We start from the raw sequence: 16103 nt of genomic DNA on the forward strand, positions 1-16103 counted from the left end.
CACAGGGGCTCTCAGGTTTCGGCCATCGCCGCCTTGTAGATCGATTGCTTCGGTGCCGCAAACAGCCTTTCCAGCATTGGCTCGAAGAAACTCAGCGGCAGCGTGTCGTACTCGGGATTGAACGCCGCGGCGTCGTATTTTGCACAGAAATCGATCGTCGCCTGGTACTGCGGGTGCTCCCTAAACTGCTCCCGCAGGTGCCGGTCCATGCCCAGGTGATGGAAGAAGTAGTAGCCCTGGAAGATTCCGTGCTTCTCCACCATCCACAGGTTCTCGGCGCTGACGAACGGCTTGAGGATCGCCGCCGCGATGTCCGGATGGTTGTACGAACCCAGTGTGTCGCCAATATCGTGGAGCAGGGCGCAGACCACGTACTCCTCGTCTCGCCCGTCGCGGTAGGCACGGGTGGCGGTTTGCAGGGAGTGGGTCAGGCGATCCACGGGGAAACCGCCGAAGTCGCCATCGAGCAATCTCAGGTGGCTCAGAATCCGGCCCGGCAACTGCCGCGCGTAAGCGCTGAAGTCGGCGGCGATGATCGCCCAGTCTTCCCGGCTGCCGTCCTGCATGTGGGTGAAGCGCGCGTGAGACGTCATCGGCAATCTCCTTAGAACGCCACCTTGCCCAGCAGCATGTCGCGGTACATGACGAAGTCGCCGAGCAGACTGTAGAGAGGGTGTTGGAAAGTCGCAGGGCGGTTTTTTTCGAAGAAGAAGTGGCCGACCCAGGCGAAGCCGTAGCCGGCCACCGGCAGCGCGACCCACAGCCACCAGGCGCCGACGGCGAGGGCCAGGGCGAAAACCAGGATGACCAGGGAGGTGCCGATGAAGTGCAGGCGTCGGCAGGTGCTGTTGCTGTGTTCGCTGAGGTAATACGGGTAGAACTCGGCGAAGGTGTTGAATGGTTTGGTGTTTTCCAAGAATGCAGGCTCTTTGGTTATTGTTCTGATATTTGAAGTCTAGAGCTACCAAACGCAACAGCCAGTGACAATCAGCGCCACTCTAGTGTCCTGTCTTACAAATACTGTTCCTTTTGGACGGCGTCTGTTGCCGTCATGCTGCGTTGCCGCTCCTCGCCATAGCGGGCTATGACTCGTCGCGGCGCCTTGCCTGACGACAACAGCCACTCGTCAAAAAGGAACGTATTTGCAAGACAGGACACTGATATCCTTCGCCAATCCAGCCGTACCCTGCGGCTCGTCATGCAAGCAAATGCCATGAGCGAACGAACGACTTCTTCAAGCTGGGCGATGGGGATTGTCAAGGCGTTGGAAATGGACGGTCTGGACTGTCGGGCGCTGTTCAAGCAACTGGCGCTGGATTTTGCTGCGCTGGAGGATCCCGACGCGCGCTTTACCCAGGACTCGATGACGCGGCTCTGGCAATTGGCGGTGGCTCGTTCCGGCAATCTGGCCATCGGCCTGAACATGGGCAAGGTGGTGCGCCCGGCATCGTTCCATGTGGTCGGTTACGCATTGATGTCCAGTCGCACGCTGGTCGAAGGCTTCCAGCGGCTGGTGCGCTACCAGCGGATCATTGCAGAAAGCGCCGACTTGAGTTTTCGTCATCTGGAGGAGAGCTATGGGCTGATTCTCACCGTGCATGGCGATCACCTTCCGCCGACCCGGCAAAGTGCCGAAGCCTCCCTGGCCTGCGCGCTGTCCTTGTGCAGTTGGTTGACCGGACGCACCTTGCATCCGGTAAAGGTACTGTTCCAGGGTTCCGAACCCGTTGACCTGGCACCTTATCAACGGGCTTTTGGCGCGCCACTGGTGTTCGATGCTCCCTATGACGCGCTGATTTTCCAGCAGGAGGACATGGAGGCGCCGCTGCCCACGGCCAACGAGGCCATGGCGCAGCTCCACGATCGGTTTGCCGGCGAATACCTCGCACGCTTTTCCGAAAGCCGCGTGACCCACCAGGCGCGGCAGGTGCTCTGCCGGCTGCTGCCCCGGGGCGAGCCCAAGCGGGACGTGGTCGCGCAGACCCTGCACTTGTCGCAACGTACCTTGCAGCGGCGCTTGCAGGATGAAGGCACGAGTTTCCAGAACTTGCTGGACGATACGCGCCGCGAACTGGCCGAGCAGTACCTGGCGCAGCCGACCATGACGCTGCTGGAAGTGGCTTATCTGTTGGGGTTTGCCGACCCGAGCAATTTTTTCCGGGCCTTTCGTCGTTGGTTCGGGACCACGCCCGGCGAGTACCGGGCGCGGGCTGTAGCGACGCCGGTCAGTGACGCCAGAACGCCGGAATACATAGCACGAACACCGTGATGATCTCCAGCCGGCCGAGCAGCATGCCGCCGGAAAGAATCCACTTGGCGGCATCCGGCAGCGGGGCGAAGTTGCCGGCCGGGCCGATGGTCTCGCCAAGCCCCGGGCCGACACCGGACACGGTACTGGCCGCGCCGGTCAGTGCCGTCATCCATTCCACGCCCAGCAGCGACAGCAGCAGCGCGATGACGCAGATGGTGATGGCGAAGAAGAACGAGAAAGTCAGGATCGACCGGACGATTTCTTCGTCGAGGCGGTGGCCGTTGTATTTCTGCTTGATCACCGCGCGCGGGTGAATCAGTTGGTTAAGGTTGGCCCGAAGCAGGATGTAGGCGACCTGGAAGCGGAAAATCTTGATCCCGCCGGCGGTCGAACCCGAGCAGCCGCCGACGAAACCCAGGTAGAAGAACAACATCAGCGAGAAATTGCCCCACAGGCTGTAGTCGCCCAGGGCAAAACCGGTGGTGGTGACGATGGACGTCACGTTCAGCGCCACGTGCCGCAGGGCGTCGAGCCAATGCAGGTCGGTGGTGGCCCAGTACCAAGTGCCGAGCACCAGCCAGGTGACCAGCAGCACGCCGATCAGCCCCTGGACTTGCTGGTCCTTGATCAGTGCCCGACGATTGCCGCGCAGGGTCGAGACGTAGAGGGCGAACGGCAGGCTGCCGAGGATCATGATGACAATGGCGACCCAATGCACGGCCGGTTGCGTCCATTTGGCCAGGGACAGGTCTGAGGTGGAAAAACCGCCGGTGGAAATGGCCGACATCGAATGGTTGATCGCATCGAACAGACTCATCCCGGCCCACCACAGTGCCAGCGTGCCGAGTATGGTGATGCCGACGTAGGAGGCCACGATCAGTCGCGCCACCATGTGTGAGCGCGGCATGACTTTTTCCGAGCGATCGGACGATTCGGTCTGGAACAGCCGCATGCCGCCGATGCGCAACAGCGGGAGAATCGCCACCGCCATGCCGATGAAGCCAATACCGCCGAGCCAGTGCAGCAGCGAGCGCCACATCAGGATCCCCGGCGACATCGTGTCCAGGCCGCTGAGGACCGTTGCACCGGTGGCGGTGATGCCCGACATGCTTTCGAAAAAAGAATCGGTGTAGCTGATGTGCTGGGTCAGCAAGAACGGCAGCGCGGCAAAGACACACACCACCAGCCAACTGCTGACCGTCAGCAGGTACATGTCCCGGGGGCGCAGATGGATGTGCTCGGGGCGTCCGGGAAGAATCAACGCGAGGCCGGCGACAAAGGTAATCATGCTCGACCAGAGGAATGATGGCAGGTCGCTGGTGCGTTCGTAGATCAGCAACGTGGCCATCGGCACGATCATGAAGATCGCCAGGGTGATCAGGAAGATGCCGATGATGAAACCAATGATCCGCAGGGTCGGCAACGCCATGAAGTCCGCTCGGGCTGATAGGGGAAAGGGCGCCATTCTACCTGTGACAAGCGGCATGTAAACCGGCGCCCGGCGCTGCTTGCAACGGAATTTGCACTAACGAACTGGCGGCACAAGCCACTAGAATAGCCGAACATTTTTCCAGGAGGTCGCCGATGCAGGCTCTCGACGCTTTGCTCAACCGTGTTTCCGTTCCGCGTCTGGTGGACCCTGCGCCCACGCCCGAACAACTCCAGGTCATGTTCGCCGCAGCGATGCGTGCGCCGGATCATGGCCAACTGCGCCCGTGGCGTTTCCTGACCGTCGAAGGCGAAGCACGTCACCGCATGGGTGAGCTGCTGGCCGAGGCGGCACGCTTCAATGATCCGCTGGTGCCGGAAGCCGTGGTGGAGAAGGCCCTCAACGGCCCATTGCGCGCGCCCTTGGTCGTGGTGGTGATCGCGCGATTGCAGGACCATTTCAAGATTCCCAAGCCTGAGCAATTGCTGGCAGCCGGCTGCGCGGCCCATGGGATTTTGCTGGCCGCTTATGCCCAAGGCGTTGGCGGGGTGTGGCGTACCGGGGAATTGGCCTATTCGCCCCACGTTGCGCGGGGGCTGGGCCTGGAAGAAGGGGAGGAGGTGATCGGCTTCCTTTACCTGGGTACACCGCAGAAAGAGGCGCGCGCGGCGCCGCAGGAAGATATCGGGCAGTTTGTGCAGGAATGGACCGGGCCACAGGCATAAACCCTGGCGTCGCTTTCGTGGCGAGGGAGCTTGCTCCCGCTGGGCTGCGCAGCAGCCCCAGAAGGCGCCAACGCACTCCTTCAGACGGAACGCGTTAGCCTGTTTACGACGGCTGCGCCGCCGAGCGGGAGCAAGCTCCCTCGCCACAACGGCAATAGCCCGCTGGGTTAACGGCAAACATCCGCAATCGCCAGCGCCAGCGCATCCAGGCGCGTCGCGTCGATGCCGGCCACGTTGGCCCGGCCGGTGCCGACCATGTAGACGCTATGGCGCTCGCGCAGTTGCCCGACCTGTTCCGGCGAGAGTCCAGTGTAGGAAAACATACCGCGTTGCACCCCCATATGGGCGAAGCGCTCGCGCAGACCGTGGGGTTCGAGCGCTTCCAGCAGGCCGCTGCGCAACTGAGCGATGCGCAGGCGCATGGCTTCCACTTCGTCGGCCCACAAGCCCTTGAGTTCCGGATTGCCAAGAATCGTCGCCACCACCGCCGCGCCATGATCCGGCGGCGTCGACCACAGGTTACGGGCGATGTTCGCCAGTTGACTGCGGATGTCGACCAGTTTCTCGCCATCGTGGGCGCAGACGATCAGCGCACCGGTGCGGTCGCGATAAAGACCGAAGTTCTTCGAGCATGAGCTGGTGATCAGTACTTCGGGCAGCGCTTCGGCGAACAACCGCACAGCCCAGGCGTCCTGCTCCAGTCCGTCGCCAAAGCCCTGGTAGGCGAAATCGATCAGCGGCAGCAAACTGCGGCTGCGCACCACCTCGAGCACCTGGCGCCATTGCTCATGGGTCAGGTCGAAACCGGTGGGGTTGTGGCAGCAGGCGTGCAGCAGCACCACGTCACCCTTTGGCACCTGGCTGAGGGTTGCCAGCATTGCCTCGAAATCCAGGCGGTTGCCGGCACCGACGTAGGGGTAGTGGCTGGCCTTGACGCCGGCGGCGGCGAAAATGGTCTCGTGGATTGGCCAGGTCGGGTTGCTCAGCCAGACGCCGCGGCCCGGCAGGCACTGGGCGATGAAGTCGGCGCTCAAGCGCAGGGCGCCGGTACCGCCCGGCGTCTGGGTGGCGCCGGCGCGTTTATCGGCGAGCAGCGGCGAGTCGGCGCCGAGCACCAGTTCATTGATCAACCGGCCGAACGCGGCGTCACCATGGCCACCGATGTAGGTCTTGGTGAACTGGCGGTCCACCAGTTGCTGCTCGGCCTGTTTCACTGACTGGAGAATCGGCGTCAGGCCCTGGGCATCCTTGTAGACGCCCACGCCCAGGTCGAACTTGCCAGGATTGCTGTCCGCCCCGTAGGCCTCCATCAGGCCGAGGATCGGGTCGCCGGGCACGCGGCCGATGGCATCGAAATGCATTACTTGCGGCCCTCGGCGGTCTTGGCAACGTTGTCGGTACGGGCGGCCATGATGAAGTCGTTGCGGTGCAGGCCCTTGATGGAGTGGCTCCACCAGGTCACGGTGACTTTGCCCCACTCGGTGAGCAGGCCGGGGTGATGCCCTTCGGCCTCGGAGATTTCACCGACCGCGTTGGTGAACGCCAGGGCGTGCTTGAAGTTCTTGAACAGGAAAACCTTTTCCAGCTGCATCACGCCGTCGCGCACTTCGATGTTCCAGTCGGGGATCTGCTTGATCAGGATCGGCAGTTCTTCGTCGCTGACTTGCGGGGCATCGGCGCGGCAGGCTTCGCAATGGGCTTGGTTCAGAGTGTTCATGGTGTGTTCCCGGATCGAATATTTGGAAAACGTCGATGCGTCCACGCTAAAGCAAAGCCGCGTGGCGCAACAGACTCAATTGAAAGCAAAAGTAGCGGTTCACGCCGCTTTCGGTGGAAATTTCGGCGCGTGCAGGCCCAGTTCCCGACCGCGCCCGACCATGCCCATGATGTCCTCGTGGGCCAGGTCGAACAGGCGCTTGAGCTCGGGCAGGACGAAATACACCGGCTGCAGGATGTCGATGCGATACGGCGTGCGCATGGCCTCCAGCGGGTCGAAGTCTTGATGCTCCGGCTCGTCCGACAGGCAATAAACGGTTTCCTTGGGGGAAGACAGGATGCCGCCGCCGTAGATGCGCCGACCGTGCGGGGTGTCCACCAGGCCGAACTCGATGGTCATCCAATAGAGGCGCGCCAGGTAAACGCGTTCTTCCTTGGAAGCCTGTAGGCCAAGTTTGCCGTAGGTGTGGGTAAATTCAGCGAACCATGGGTTGGTCAGCAACGGGCAGTGGCCGAAGATCTCGTGGAAAATATCCGGCTCTTGCAGGTAATCGAGTTCTTCACGGGTACGAATGAACGTCGCGACCGGAAACTGTTTGCTGGCGAGCAGTTCGAAGAACGTCTGGAACGGAATCAGCGCCGGTACCCGGGCGACTTGCCAGCCCGTGGTCGCGCCGAGCACCTTGTTGATTTCCCCCAGTTGCGGAATGCGGTCGTGGGGCAGGCCAAGCTTGTCGATGCCGTCCAGGTATTCCTGGCACGCACGGCCTTCAATGACTTTCAACTGGCGGGTGATCAGCGTATTCCACACCGCGTGTTCCTCGGCGGGGTAGTCGATAAAACCTTGCGCATCGGGCTCGCGGGCCACGTATTGCGTCTGCTTCATGCTGCTCTCCTGCTGTTATCCCTCAAGGGAAGACTTGTTTTTTGTTATGTCCAGCGATGCATTAGAGATAACTCGAAGCAGGCGCGCGTGCAGCAGGTCAATTCGAGGCTGAAGGGCTTGTTGGTAGAGAATCTGTAAATTTTTCGTTACGTATCGAGGCGTGAAGCCGCTTTGAAGGGATAACAGGTTGTAAAACGCCCTACAACTGTCACATAATCTTGACGACTATTTGCGCTGCCAGGCAAAAACCTCGTGGCGAGGGAGCTTGCTCCCGCCGGACTGCGCAGCAGTCCTCTATCCCAAACGCTTGCCTACACACATCGGGCCTCTTATGCGCATCAAAGTCCATTGCCAGAATCGCATCGGCATCCTGCGGGACATCCTCAACCTGCTGGTGGAATACGGCATCAACGTCGCCCGTGGCGAAGTGGGGGGCGAGCACGGCAATGCGATCTACCTGCACTGTCCGAACCTGATCAATATCCAGTTCCAGGCGTTGCGTCCGAAGTTCGAAGGGATCGCCGGGGTATTCGGCGTCAAACGGGTAGGGCTGATGCCCAGCGAGCGTCGGCACATGGAGCTCAACGCCTTGCTCGGCGCCCTCGAGTTTCCGGTGCTGTCCATCGACATGGGCGGCTCTATTGTCGCGGCCAACCGGGCGGCGGCGCAGTTGCTCGGGGTGCGGGTCGACGAAGTGCCGGGCATCCCGCTGTCCCGCTACGCCGAGGACTTCGACTTGCCGGAGCTGGTGCGCGCCAACCAGTCGCGTATCAACGGGCTGCGGGTCAAGGTCAAGGGCGATGTGTTCCTGGCGGACATCGCCCCGCTGCAGTCGGAGCACGACGACAGCGAAGCCATGGCCGGCGCGGTGCTGACCCTGCACCGCGCCGACCGGGTGGGCGAGCGTATCTACAATGTGCGCAAGCAGGAGCTGCGCGGCTTCGACAGCATTTTCCAGAGTTCGAAAGTGATGGCGGCAGTGGTCCGCGAGGCGCGGCGCATGGCCCCGCTGGACGCGCCGCTGCTGATAGAAGGCGAAACCGGCACCGGCAAGGAACTGCTGGCCCGCGCCTGTCACCTGGCCAGTCCGCGTGGGCAGTCACCGCTGATGGCGCTCAACTGCGCCGGGCTGCCGGAGTCCATGGCCGAGACCGAGTTGTTCGGCTACGGCCCCGGGGCCTTTGAAGGCGCCCGGGCCGAAGGCAAGCTCGGCCTGTTGGAATTGACTGCGGGAGGCACGCTGTTCCTCGACGGCGTTGGGGAAATGAGCCCGCGGCTGCAAGTGAAGTTGCTGCGCTTTTTGCAGGACGGTTGCTTTCGTCGCGTCGGCAGTGACGAAGAGGTCTACCTGGATGTCAGGGTGATCTGCGCGACCCAGGTCGACTTGTCCGAACTCTGCGCCCGAGGGGAATTCCGTCAGGATCTGTACCACCGCTTGAACGTGCTTTCGTTGCACATCCCACCGCTGCGCGAATGCCTCGATGGGCTGGAGCCATTGGTGGAACATTTTCTCGACCAGGCCAGCCGTCAGATCGGCTGTCCGCTGCCAAGGCTTGCCCCGGCGGCGATGGAACGTCTCAGCCACTACCATTGGCCAGGCAACGTCCGGCAGTTGGAAAACGTGCTGTTCCAGGCCGTTTCCCTGTGCGACGGCGGAAAGGTCAAGGCCGAGCACATCCGCCTGCCGGACTACGGCGTGCGCCAACCCCTTGGGGACTTTTCCCTGGAGGGCGGGCTGGACGAGATCGTCGGGCGTTTCGAGAAAGCGGTGCTGGAGCGCCTGTACTCCGAACATCCCAGCAGCCGGCAACTGGGCAAGCGGCTAGGGGTTTCCCATACGACTATTGCCAACAAGTTGCGTGAGTATGAGGTCGGTAAAACCGAGTCATAGCTATTTATCTATTGTGTTTGTACCGGCCTCATCGCGAGCAAGCTCGCTCCACAGGGTTTTCCAATGCACCCCAACCCGAAGGGCGCTGAAGATCCAATGTGGGAGCGAGCTTGCTCCGGGCGGCGATCCGACGATGGCGGCAGTGGCCATCACCCGGGGACAAGCATTGCCACCCACCGGCATGACACCGCCGGTTTTTCGTCTTCGATACATTGCCATAATCCCTTCCTGTCTCCCCAAGTCCTTTGTTTACCGTGCTCATCGGCGCCAGAAAAAAGTTGGTCTGCTAATTGCTTAAGGCTCTGCAACACAGCAGTGGGCGGCAAACGTCCGGCATGCAGAGGAACGACAGTGGACAAGTACCTTTATGTGGCAATGACCGGCGCCAGCCAGAACGCACTGGCGCAGCGGGCCCATGCCAACAACCTGGCGAACATCTCCACCAACGGTTTTCAGAAAGACCTGGAGCAGGCACGTTCGATGCCGGTGTTTGGCGACAGCTTTCCGGCGCGGGCGTTTGCCATGTCCGAACGGCCTGCTACCGATTTCACCCCGGGTGCGCTGATTGAAACCGGCCGTGAACTGGACGTGGCGGTCAGCGGGCCGGGCTGGATGGCCGTGCAGAACCCCGACGGTGGCGAAAGCTACGTGCGCACCGGCAGCCTCAACGTCGACGCCCTTGGCGTGCTGCGCGCCGGCAACGGCATGCCGGTGATGGGCAACGGCGGTCCGATCGCCGTGCCGCCAGAGCAGAAAATTGAAATCGGCCAGGACGGCACCATCAGCATCCGCGCCATGGGCGAAGGCCCACGGGTGATGGCTGAAGTGGACCGCATCAAGCTGGTCAACCCGGACCTCAAGACCATGACCAAAGGCCTGGACGGTTCGATCCGTTCCAAGGACGGCCAGCCGGCGCCCATCGATGGCAACGTGCAGTTGGTATCGGGGTTCCAGGAAGCGAGCAACGTCAATGCCGTGGATGAGATGACTTCGGTGCTGGCCCTGGCCAAGCAGTTCGAGCTCCACGTCAAGATGATGACCACCGCCAAAGAAGGCGATGAGGCCATGGCTCGGGTCTTGCAGATCTAATCATTAATTACAGCGCTGCGCCGAAAAACAGGCGTATGAGGAGAATCGAATGCTTCCGGCTCTTTGGGTTGCCAAAACAGGTCTGTCCGCCCAGGACACCAACCTTTCCACTATTTCCAACAACCTGGCGAACGTTTCGACCACGGGTTTCAAACGTGATCGCGCCGAGTTCCAGGACCTGCTCTACCAGGTAAAACGCCAGCCAGGCGCCCAGTCGACCCAGGACAGCGAATTGCCGTCGGGCCTGCAAGTGGGTACCGGTGTGCGCATTGTCGGCACCCAGAAAAACTTCAACGCCGGTAGCCTGCAAACCACCGAGCAGCCGCTGGACATGGCCATCGACGGTCGCGGTTTTTTCCAGATCCTGCAGCCGGACGGCACCACGTCCTATACCCGTGACGGTACCTTCCACCTCGACTCCAACGGCCAGATCGTCAACGCCAGCGGTTTCGCCCTGGAGCCGGCCATCGTCATCCCGAACGATGCGCAGACATTCACCGTGGGCCGTGACGGCACCGTGTCCATCACCATCGCGGGCAATCCGGCTGCGCAGGTGATCGGTAACCTGCAGACCGCTGACTTCATCAACCCGGCCGGCCTGCAGGCGGTGGGTAACAACCTGTTCCTGGAAACCGCCGCCAGCGGCGCGCCGCAAGTCGGCACCCCAGGCCTGAACGGTTTCGGCACTACGCTGCAGAACACCTTGGAAACCTCCAACGTGAGCACCGTCGAGGAAATGGTCAACATGATCACCACTCAGCGCGCCTACGAGATGAACTCCAAGGTGATCTCCACCGCCGACCAGATGCTCTCGTTCGTCACGCAGAACCTGTAATACGTCGCTAAATCCGTCATTAGGTAGATAGGGTGGCCCCAGGGTCGCCTGCAACACCAAGAGGTAGGGTCATGAATCGCTTTGTATCTGTTCTGGCATTGAGTGGGGTTACCGCGCTGGCGGGCTGTGTCGCGCCAACGCCCAAGCCCAATGACCCGTATTACGCTCCGGTGTTGCCACGCACGCCGTTGCCGGCTGCCGCCAATAACGGCTCGATCTACCAGGCTGGCTTCGAACAGAACCTGTACAGCGACCGCAAGGCTTTCCGGGTCGGTGACATCATCACCATCACCTTGAACGAGCGGACCCAGGCGAGCAAGAACGCCAACTCGCAGATCGACAAGACCAGCCAGACCAGCGTCGGCTTGACGTCGTTGTTCGGCTCCAGCCTGACCACCAACAACCCGATCGGTGGCGGCGACCTGAGCCTTAACGCTGGCTACGGTTCCGACCGCGCCTCCAAGGGCGACAGCCAGTCTGGCCAGAGCAACAGCCTGACCGGTTCGATCACCGTGACCGTCGCCGATGTACTGCCCAACGGCATCATCGCCGTGCGCGGCGAGAAATGGCTGACGCTCAATACCGGTGACGAACTGGTGCGCATCGCTGGCATGGTCCGCGCCGATGACATCTCCACCGACAACACTGTTCCGTCGACCCGCGTGGCCGATGCGCGCATCACCTATTCGGGCACTGGTGCCTTTGCCGATGCGAGTCAGCCAGGTTGGTTCGACCGTTTCTTCCTCAGCCCGAAGTTCCCTTTCTAGGTGATCAAGTTGAATCTTAAACAGCTGTTGATCGGTGCCCTGGTGATGTCGGCAGCCTTCACCGCTCAAGCCGAGCGCCTGAAGGACATCGCCAGCATTTCCGGCGTGCGTTCCAACCAGTTGATCGGTTACGGCCTGGTCGTGGGCCTGAACGGTACCGGTGACCAGACCACCCAGACTCCGTTCACCCTGCAGACCTTCAACAACATGCTGTCGCAGTTCGGCATCAAGGTGCCGGCCGGCTCCGGCAACGTGCAGTTGAAGAACGTCGCGGCGGTGTCGATCAGTGCCGACCTGCCGCCGTTCGCCAAGCCCGGCCAGCAGGTGGATATCACTGTCTCGTCCATCGGTAACTCCAAGAGCCTGCGTGGCGGCACCTTGTTGCTGACCCCGCTCAAGGGTATCGACGGTAACGTCTACGCCATCGCCCAGGGCAACCTGGTGGTGGGCGGTTTCGATGCCGAAGGTCGCGACGGATCGAAGATCACCGTCAACGTTCCGTCGGCCGGCCGTATTCCCGGTGGTGCGTCGGTTGAACGTGCCGTGCCGAGCGGCTTCAACCAGGGCAACAGCCTGACCTTGAACCTCAACCGTTCCGACTTCACCACGGCCAAGCGCATCGTCGACAAGATCAACGACATGCTCGGCCCAGGCGTCGCCCAGGCCATCGACGGTGGCTCGATTCGCGTCACCGCGCCACTGGATCCGAGCCAGCGTGTCGACTACCTGTCGATCCTCGAAAACCTCGAGGTCGATCCGGGCCAGGCGGTGGCGAAAGTCATCATCAATTCGCGTACCGGCACCATCGTGATCGGCCAGAACGTCAAGGTTTCGCCGGCCGCCGTGACCCACGGCAGCCTGACCGTGACCATCACCGAAGACCCGATCGTCAGCCAGCCGGGGCCATTGTCCAACGGCCAGACCGCCGTGGTTCCGCGCTCGCGGGTCAATGCCGAACAGGAAGCCAAGCCGATGTTCAAGTTCGGCCCGGGCACCACCCTGGATGAGATCGTCCGGGCGGTGAACCAGGTCGGCGCGGCGCCGGGCGACTTGATGGCCATTCTTGAAGCCCTGAAGCAGGCCGGCGCGTTGCAAGCCGACCTGATCGTGATTTAAGGAAAGCGGTCATGGTGGATATGCGCAAAGGCGCCTTGATCAGCGGCGATTCGGGGTCCTACTCGGACCTCAACCGCCTGAACCAGCTCAAGGTCGGCGACAAGAACAGCGAAGGCAACCTGCGCAAGGTGGCGCAGGAGTTCGAGTCGCTGTTCCTTGGCGAGATGCTCAAGTCCATGCGTTCGGCCACCGAAGCGATGGGCAAGGACAATCCGATGAATACTGCCGAAGCCAAGCAGTATCAGGAAATGTACGACCAGCAGCTGGCCGTTTCGATGTCCCGCGAGGGCGGTGGTATCGGCCTGGCAGACGTGCTGCTGCGCCAGATGTCGAAGAACAAACCGACGGCGCCAGGTGAGGCGGCCACGTTGTCCGCCGCCAAGCAGCAAGAGGCGCTGGACAAGGTGACCAAGCCGGTTGTAACGCCGGTGGCCGCCGGAACGCTGCCCACCGACGGGCCTTTGTCGCGCACCAATGGCCAGCGCCCGCTGTGGGCTTCGCGGGCCGTGAACGCGCCGCAAGGTGCAGGCGAGGGCGTGCACCGCAACGATATGGAATTGCTCAACCAGCGTCGCCTGGCGCTGCCGCCGAAATTGGCCGACCGCCTGCTCGCCGGGCTGGTGCCTGCGGCTGCGGCCTCGACCGAGGCGCCCGCACAGAACATCCTGCCTGACCGCGCCGTTGCCGCCGTCAAGCCGGCCACCGGCGAATTGGCCAATGGTGACTGGCTGGCCGCGCTCAAGGATTCCGAGGCCAAAGGGCAGGTACAGGTTTATGGGCGCGCCGTGGCACAACCGCCATTGGCGCCGGCCCGCAAAGCGTTCCGCGATGCCGATGAATTCGTCAATGCGATGTTGCCGATGGCCAAGGAAGCCGCCGAGCGCATCGGTGTCGATCCGCGTTACCTGGTGGCCCAGGCCGCCCTGGAAACCGGTTGGGGTAAATCGGTCATGCGTCAGCCTGATGGCAGCAGCAGTCACAACCTGTTCGGCATCAAGGCCAGCAAGAACTGGACGGGCGATTCGGCGCGGGCAATCACCAGCGAATTCCGCAACGGTGAGATGGTCAAGGAAACCGCCGAGTTCCGCTCCTACGCATCGTACCGCGACAGCTTCCATGACCTGGTCAATCTGCTGCAAAGCAACAGTCGCTATCAAGCTGTGCTGAAGTCGGCCGATAACCCGGAACAGTTTGTACGCGAGTTGCAGAAGGCCGGTTACGCCACCGACCCGAACTACGCCAGCAAGATTTCGCAGATAGCTCGGCAGATGACGAGTCCACAAAACTTCGCTTCGGCAAGCGCTACCACGATTTTATAAGGATTGAACCATGAGTCTGCTCAACATAGGGATGTCGGGCCTGTCGGCCAGTCAGTTCGCCCTGTTAACCACGGGTAACAACATTGCCAACGTCGATACCGATGGGTATTCGCGCCAGCAGACCGTGCAGGGCACCAAGGCTTCCAATCAATACGGCAACGTGTTCATCGGTTCCGGCACCACCCTGGCCGACGTGCGGCGGGTGTACAACGCCTATCTCGAAGCGCAGTTGAAGACCACCACCTCGCTCAACAGCGACGCGGCGGCCTACCAGTCGCAGATTTCCCCGCTCGATGCGCTGTTGTCGGACACCGGCACCGGCCTCAATGGCGCCCTGACCAAGTTCTTCGCCTCGGTGCAGAACGTCAACGCCAAGCCGGGCGACGATGCGTCCCGCCAGCTGCTGCTCAGCGATGCGCAGGCCATGAGCGCCCGGTTCAATTCCGTCGCCAGCGAGCTGAACAAACAGAGCGAGACCATCAACGGCAACCTCAAGACCATGGTCGAGCAGGTCAACAGCCTGGCTAATACCGTGGCTCAGTTGAACAAGAAAATCGCCGAGGTTTCCAACAGCGGTGGCGCACCCAACGACTTGCTCGATGCTCGCGGCGAAGTCATTCGGCAGATGTCCAGCCTGACCGGCACCCAGGTCGTGGAAAACGGCAGCAGCCTGGACATCTACCTGGGCTCCGGCCAGCCCTTGGTGCTGGGCACCACGGTCAACAAACTGGAAACCTCGCCGGACAAGAACGATCCGGGACGCCTGGGCATCCAGCTCAACAGCGGTTCCAGCGTCATGGACCTCACTTCGGTCCTGACTGGCGGCGAGATCGGTGGCCTGATGCGCTACCGCAGCACCGTGCTCGACCCGGCCATGAACGAGCTGGGGCGCGTGGCCCTGGTCGTTGCCGACCAGATGAACGCCATCCAGGCCTCGGGCATCGACCGCAACGGTGATTTTGGCTCCAACCTGTTCTCCAATATCAACAGCGCCGCGCAGGTAAGCCAGCGCAGCGTGGCGTCGCTGAACAACAGCACCGGGTCCGGCAACTTCGAAGTGGCCATCAAGGACACCGGCAAGCTGAGCACCAATGACTACAAGGTCACCTTCACCAGCGGCACCGACTACACCGTGCAGCGCCTGCCCGACGGTACGTCGATGGGCAGTTTCAGCACCACGACTAATCCACCGCCGGAAATCGACGGTTTCTCGATGAAATTCGTCAACGGCACGGCGGCAACCGGCGACTCGTTCAAGCTGACCCCGACCCGCAACGCGGCGGCCAGCATCAAGACCGAGATGACCGACTCCAAGCGGCTGGCGATCGCCGCGCCGCTGGGCGCTGCCATCGCACCCGGCGGCAGCGGTACGCTGAGCATTCCGGCCAGCGGCCAGCCGACCCTGACGACCAAGCTGGACATCTACGACGCCGCCACCACTACCATTATTCAGAATGGCATAAAGACGTCCACGCCGGTCAAGGTGGTGTTCGGTGATCCGTCCGCCGACGGCACCAGCCAGCCGTATCAGTTGCTCGATGCCCAGGGCAACGAGATCAGCACCGGTTCGATCAAGCCCGGCGAAAGCAACACCTTGAACCTGACCATCCCGCTCAAGGATGCCAATGGCAACCCGATCACGGACGGCGCGACCCCGCCGGTACAACGCACGGTCGCCTTTGAAATGTCGATCGCCGGCGCGCCGACCAAAGGTGCCGGCATCAACGTCACGCTCACCCAGGCCGGCAGCCTGGACAACCGTAACGGCACCGAGCTGGCCAACCTGCAGACCGGCAAGACCGTCGACACCAGCAGCAACAGCAAAGGTATTTCCCTGACCGATGCCTACGGCAAGCTGGTGGAGGGCGTCGGTGCCAAGGCCTCCCAAGGTAAGCTCGACAGCGCCGCCACTGGCGCGATCCTGAAAAACGCCTCGGACGCACGCGACTCGCTGTCCGGCGTCGACCTGGATGAAGAAACCGGGAACCTGGTGAAGTTCCAGCAGTACTACACCGCGTCCTCGCAGATCATCAAGGCGGCGCAGCAAATCTTCAGCACTTTGATCAACAGTCTTTAAGG

General features: G+C 61.9%; 15 protein-coding genes. 9 read left to right on the forward strand and 6 right to left on the reverse strand.

Translation table 11 applies throughout. The features are described 5' to 3' along the window. Positions 1-11 precede the first annotated feature (11 nt). Together J3P96_RS08140 and J3P96_RS08145 are read right to left on the reverse strand one after the other, a co-directional pair. Entirely contained in the window at positions 12-593 is a 582-nt protein-coding gene (locus tag J3P96_RS08140) for an HD domain-containing protein (protein ID WP_434656444.1), read from the reverse strand. An 11-nt stretch (positions 594-604) separates the two neighbouring features. Continuing rightward, positions 605-916, reverse strand: a complete 312-nt coding sequence (locus J3P96_RS08145) for an Mpo1-like protein (RefSeq protein ID WP_434656445.1) — start codon at positions 914-916, stop codon at positions 605-607. 297 nt (positions 917-1213) lie between these two features. Between J3P96_RS08145 and J3P96_RS08150 the strand changes: the two genes are divergently transcribed. Further along, entirely contained in the window at positions 1214-2269 is a 1056-nt protein-coding gene (locus J3P96_RS08150) for an AraC family transcriptional regulator (RefSeq protein ID WP_434656446.1), read from the forward strand. On the opposite strand, the gene J3P96_RS08155 is transcribed toward J3P96_RS08150, so the two are convergent. Beyond that, positions 2226-3680 carry a TrkH family potassium uptake protein gene (locus J3P96_RS08155; RefSeq protein ID WP_434601487.1) on the reverse strand — a complete coding sequence of 485 codons (1455 nt, stop codon included), beginning with the start codon at positions 3678-3680 and terminating at the stop codon, positions 2226-2228. The two genes, J3P96_RS08150 and J3P96_RS08155, sit on opposite strands and share 44 nt — an antisense overlap. A gap of 155 nt (positions 3681-3835) precedes the next feature. Here J3P96_RS08155 and J3P96_RS08160 point away from each other — a divergent pair, with 155 nt between their 5' ends. Next, positions 3836-4405 (forward strand): NAD(P)H nitroreductase, encoded by a 570-nt coding sequence (locus J3P96_RS08160; RefSeq protein WP_434656448.1) that lies wholly within the window; start codon positions 3836-3838, stop codon positions 4403-4405. 167 nt (positions 4406-4572) lie between these two features. On the opposite strand, the gene J3P96_RS08165 is transcribed toward J3P96_RS08160, so the two are convergent. From J3P96_RS08165 to phhA, 3 genes are all read right to left on the reverse strand, one after another. After that, complete coding sequence (locus J3P96_RS08165; protein ID WP_434656450.1) at positions 4573-5766, reverse strand: amino acid aminotransferase; 1194 nt, start codon at positions 5764-5766, stop codon at positions 4573-4575. Next, positions 5766-6122 carry a 4a-hydroxytetrahydrobiopterin dehydratase gene (locus J3P96_RS08170; protein ID WP_434656451.1) on the reverse strand — a complete coding sequence of 119 codons (357 nt, stop codon included), beginning with the start codon at positions 6120-6122 and terminating at the stop codon, positions 5766-5768. Before J3P96_RS08170 ends, J3P96_RS08165 begins: the two co-directional genes overlap by 1 nt. A 99-nt stretch (positions 6123-6221) precedes the next feature. After that, on the reverse strand, positions 6222-7007 hold the full coding sequence (gene phhA, locus J3P96_RS08175) for a phenylalanine 4-monooxygenase (protein ID WP_434656452.1): 786 nt from the start codon (positions 7005-7007) through the stop codon (positions 6222-6224). 331 nt (positions 7008-7338) lie between these two features. On the opposite strand from phhA, the gene J3P96_RS08180 reads away from it, so the two are divergent. The 7 genes from J3P96_RS08180 (at position 7339) to flgK (ending at position 16101) form a co-directional block, all read left to right on the forward strand. Further along, complete coding sequence (locus J3P96_RS08180; RefSeq protein ID WP_305499559.1) at positions 7339-8898, forward strand: sigma-54-dependent transcriptional regulator; 1560 nt, start codon at positions 7339-7341, stop codon at positions 8896-8898. Positions 8899-9249: 351 nt separating this feature from the next. Then, positions 9250-9987 carry a flagellar basal body rod protein FlgF gene (locus tag J3P96_RS08185; RefSeq protein WP_305499560.1) on the forward strand — a complete coding sequence of 246 codons (738 nt, stop codon included), beginning with the start codon at positions 9250-9252 and terminating at the stop codon, positions 9985-9987. A gap of 49 nt (positions 9988-10036) precedes the next feature. After that, a complete protein-coding gene (gene flgG / locus J3P96_RS08190; protein WP_434572605.1) occupies positions 10037-10822 on the forward strand; it encodes a flagellar basal-body rod protein FlgG in 786 nt (261 codons plus the stop codon). Between the two features lie 71 nt (positions 10823-10893). Further along, positions 10894-11589 carry a flagellar basal body L-ring protein FlgH gene (gene flgH, locus J3P96_RS08195; protein ID WP_434656453.1) on the forward strand — a complete coding sequence of 232 codons (696 nt, stop codon included), beginning with the start codon at positions 10894-10896 and terminating at the stop codon, positions 11587-11589. A 45-nt stretch (positions 11590-11634) separates the two neighbouring features. Beyond that, positions 11635-12705: a flagellar basal body P-ring protein FlgI gene (locus tag J3P96_RS08200; protein ID WP_434574135.1), complete on the forward strand. Its 1071-nt coding sequence runs from the start codon at positions 11635-11637 to the stop codon at positions 12703-12705. Between the two features lie 14 nt (positions 12706-12719). After that, a complete protein-coding gene (gene flgJ, locus J3P96_RS08205) occupies positions 12720-14024 on the forward strand; it encodes a flagellar assembly peptidoglycan hydrolase FlgJ (RefSeq protein WP_434658126.1) in 1305 nt (434 codons plus the stop codon). 10 nt (positions 14025-14034) lie between these two features. After that, a complete protein-coding gene (gene flgK / locus J3P96_RS08210; RefSeq protein WP_434656455.1) occupies positions 14035-16101 on the forward strand; it encodes a flagellar hook-associated protein FlgK in 2067 nt (688 codons plus the stop codon). Positions 16102-16103 lie beyond the last annotated feature (2 nt).

Source organism: Pseudomonas sp. R3-56, assembly GCF_051132075.1.
GTDB lineage: Bacteria > Pseudomonadota > Gammaproteobacteria > Pseudomonadales > Pseudomonadaceae > Aquipseudomonas.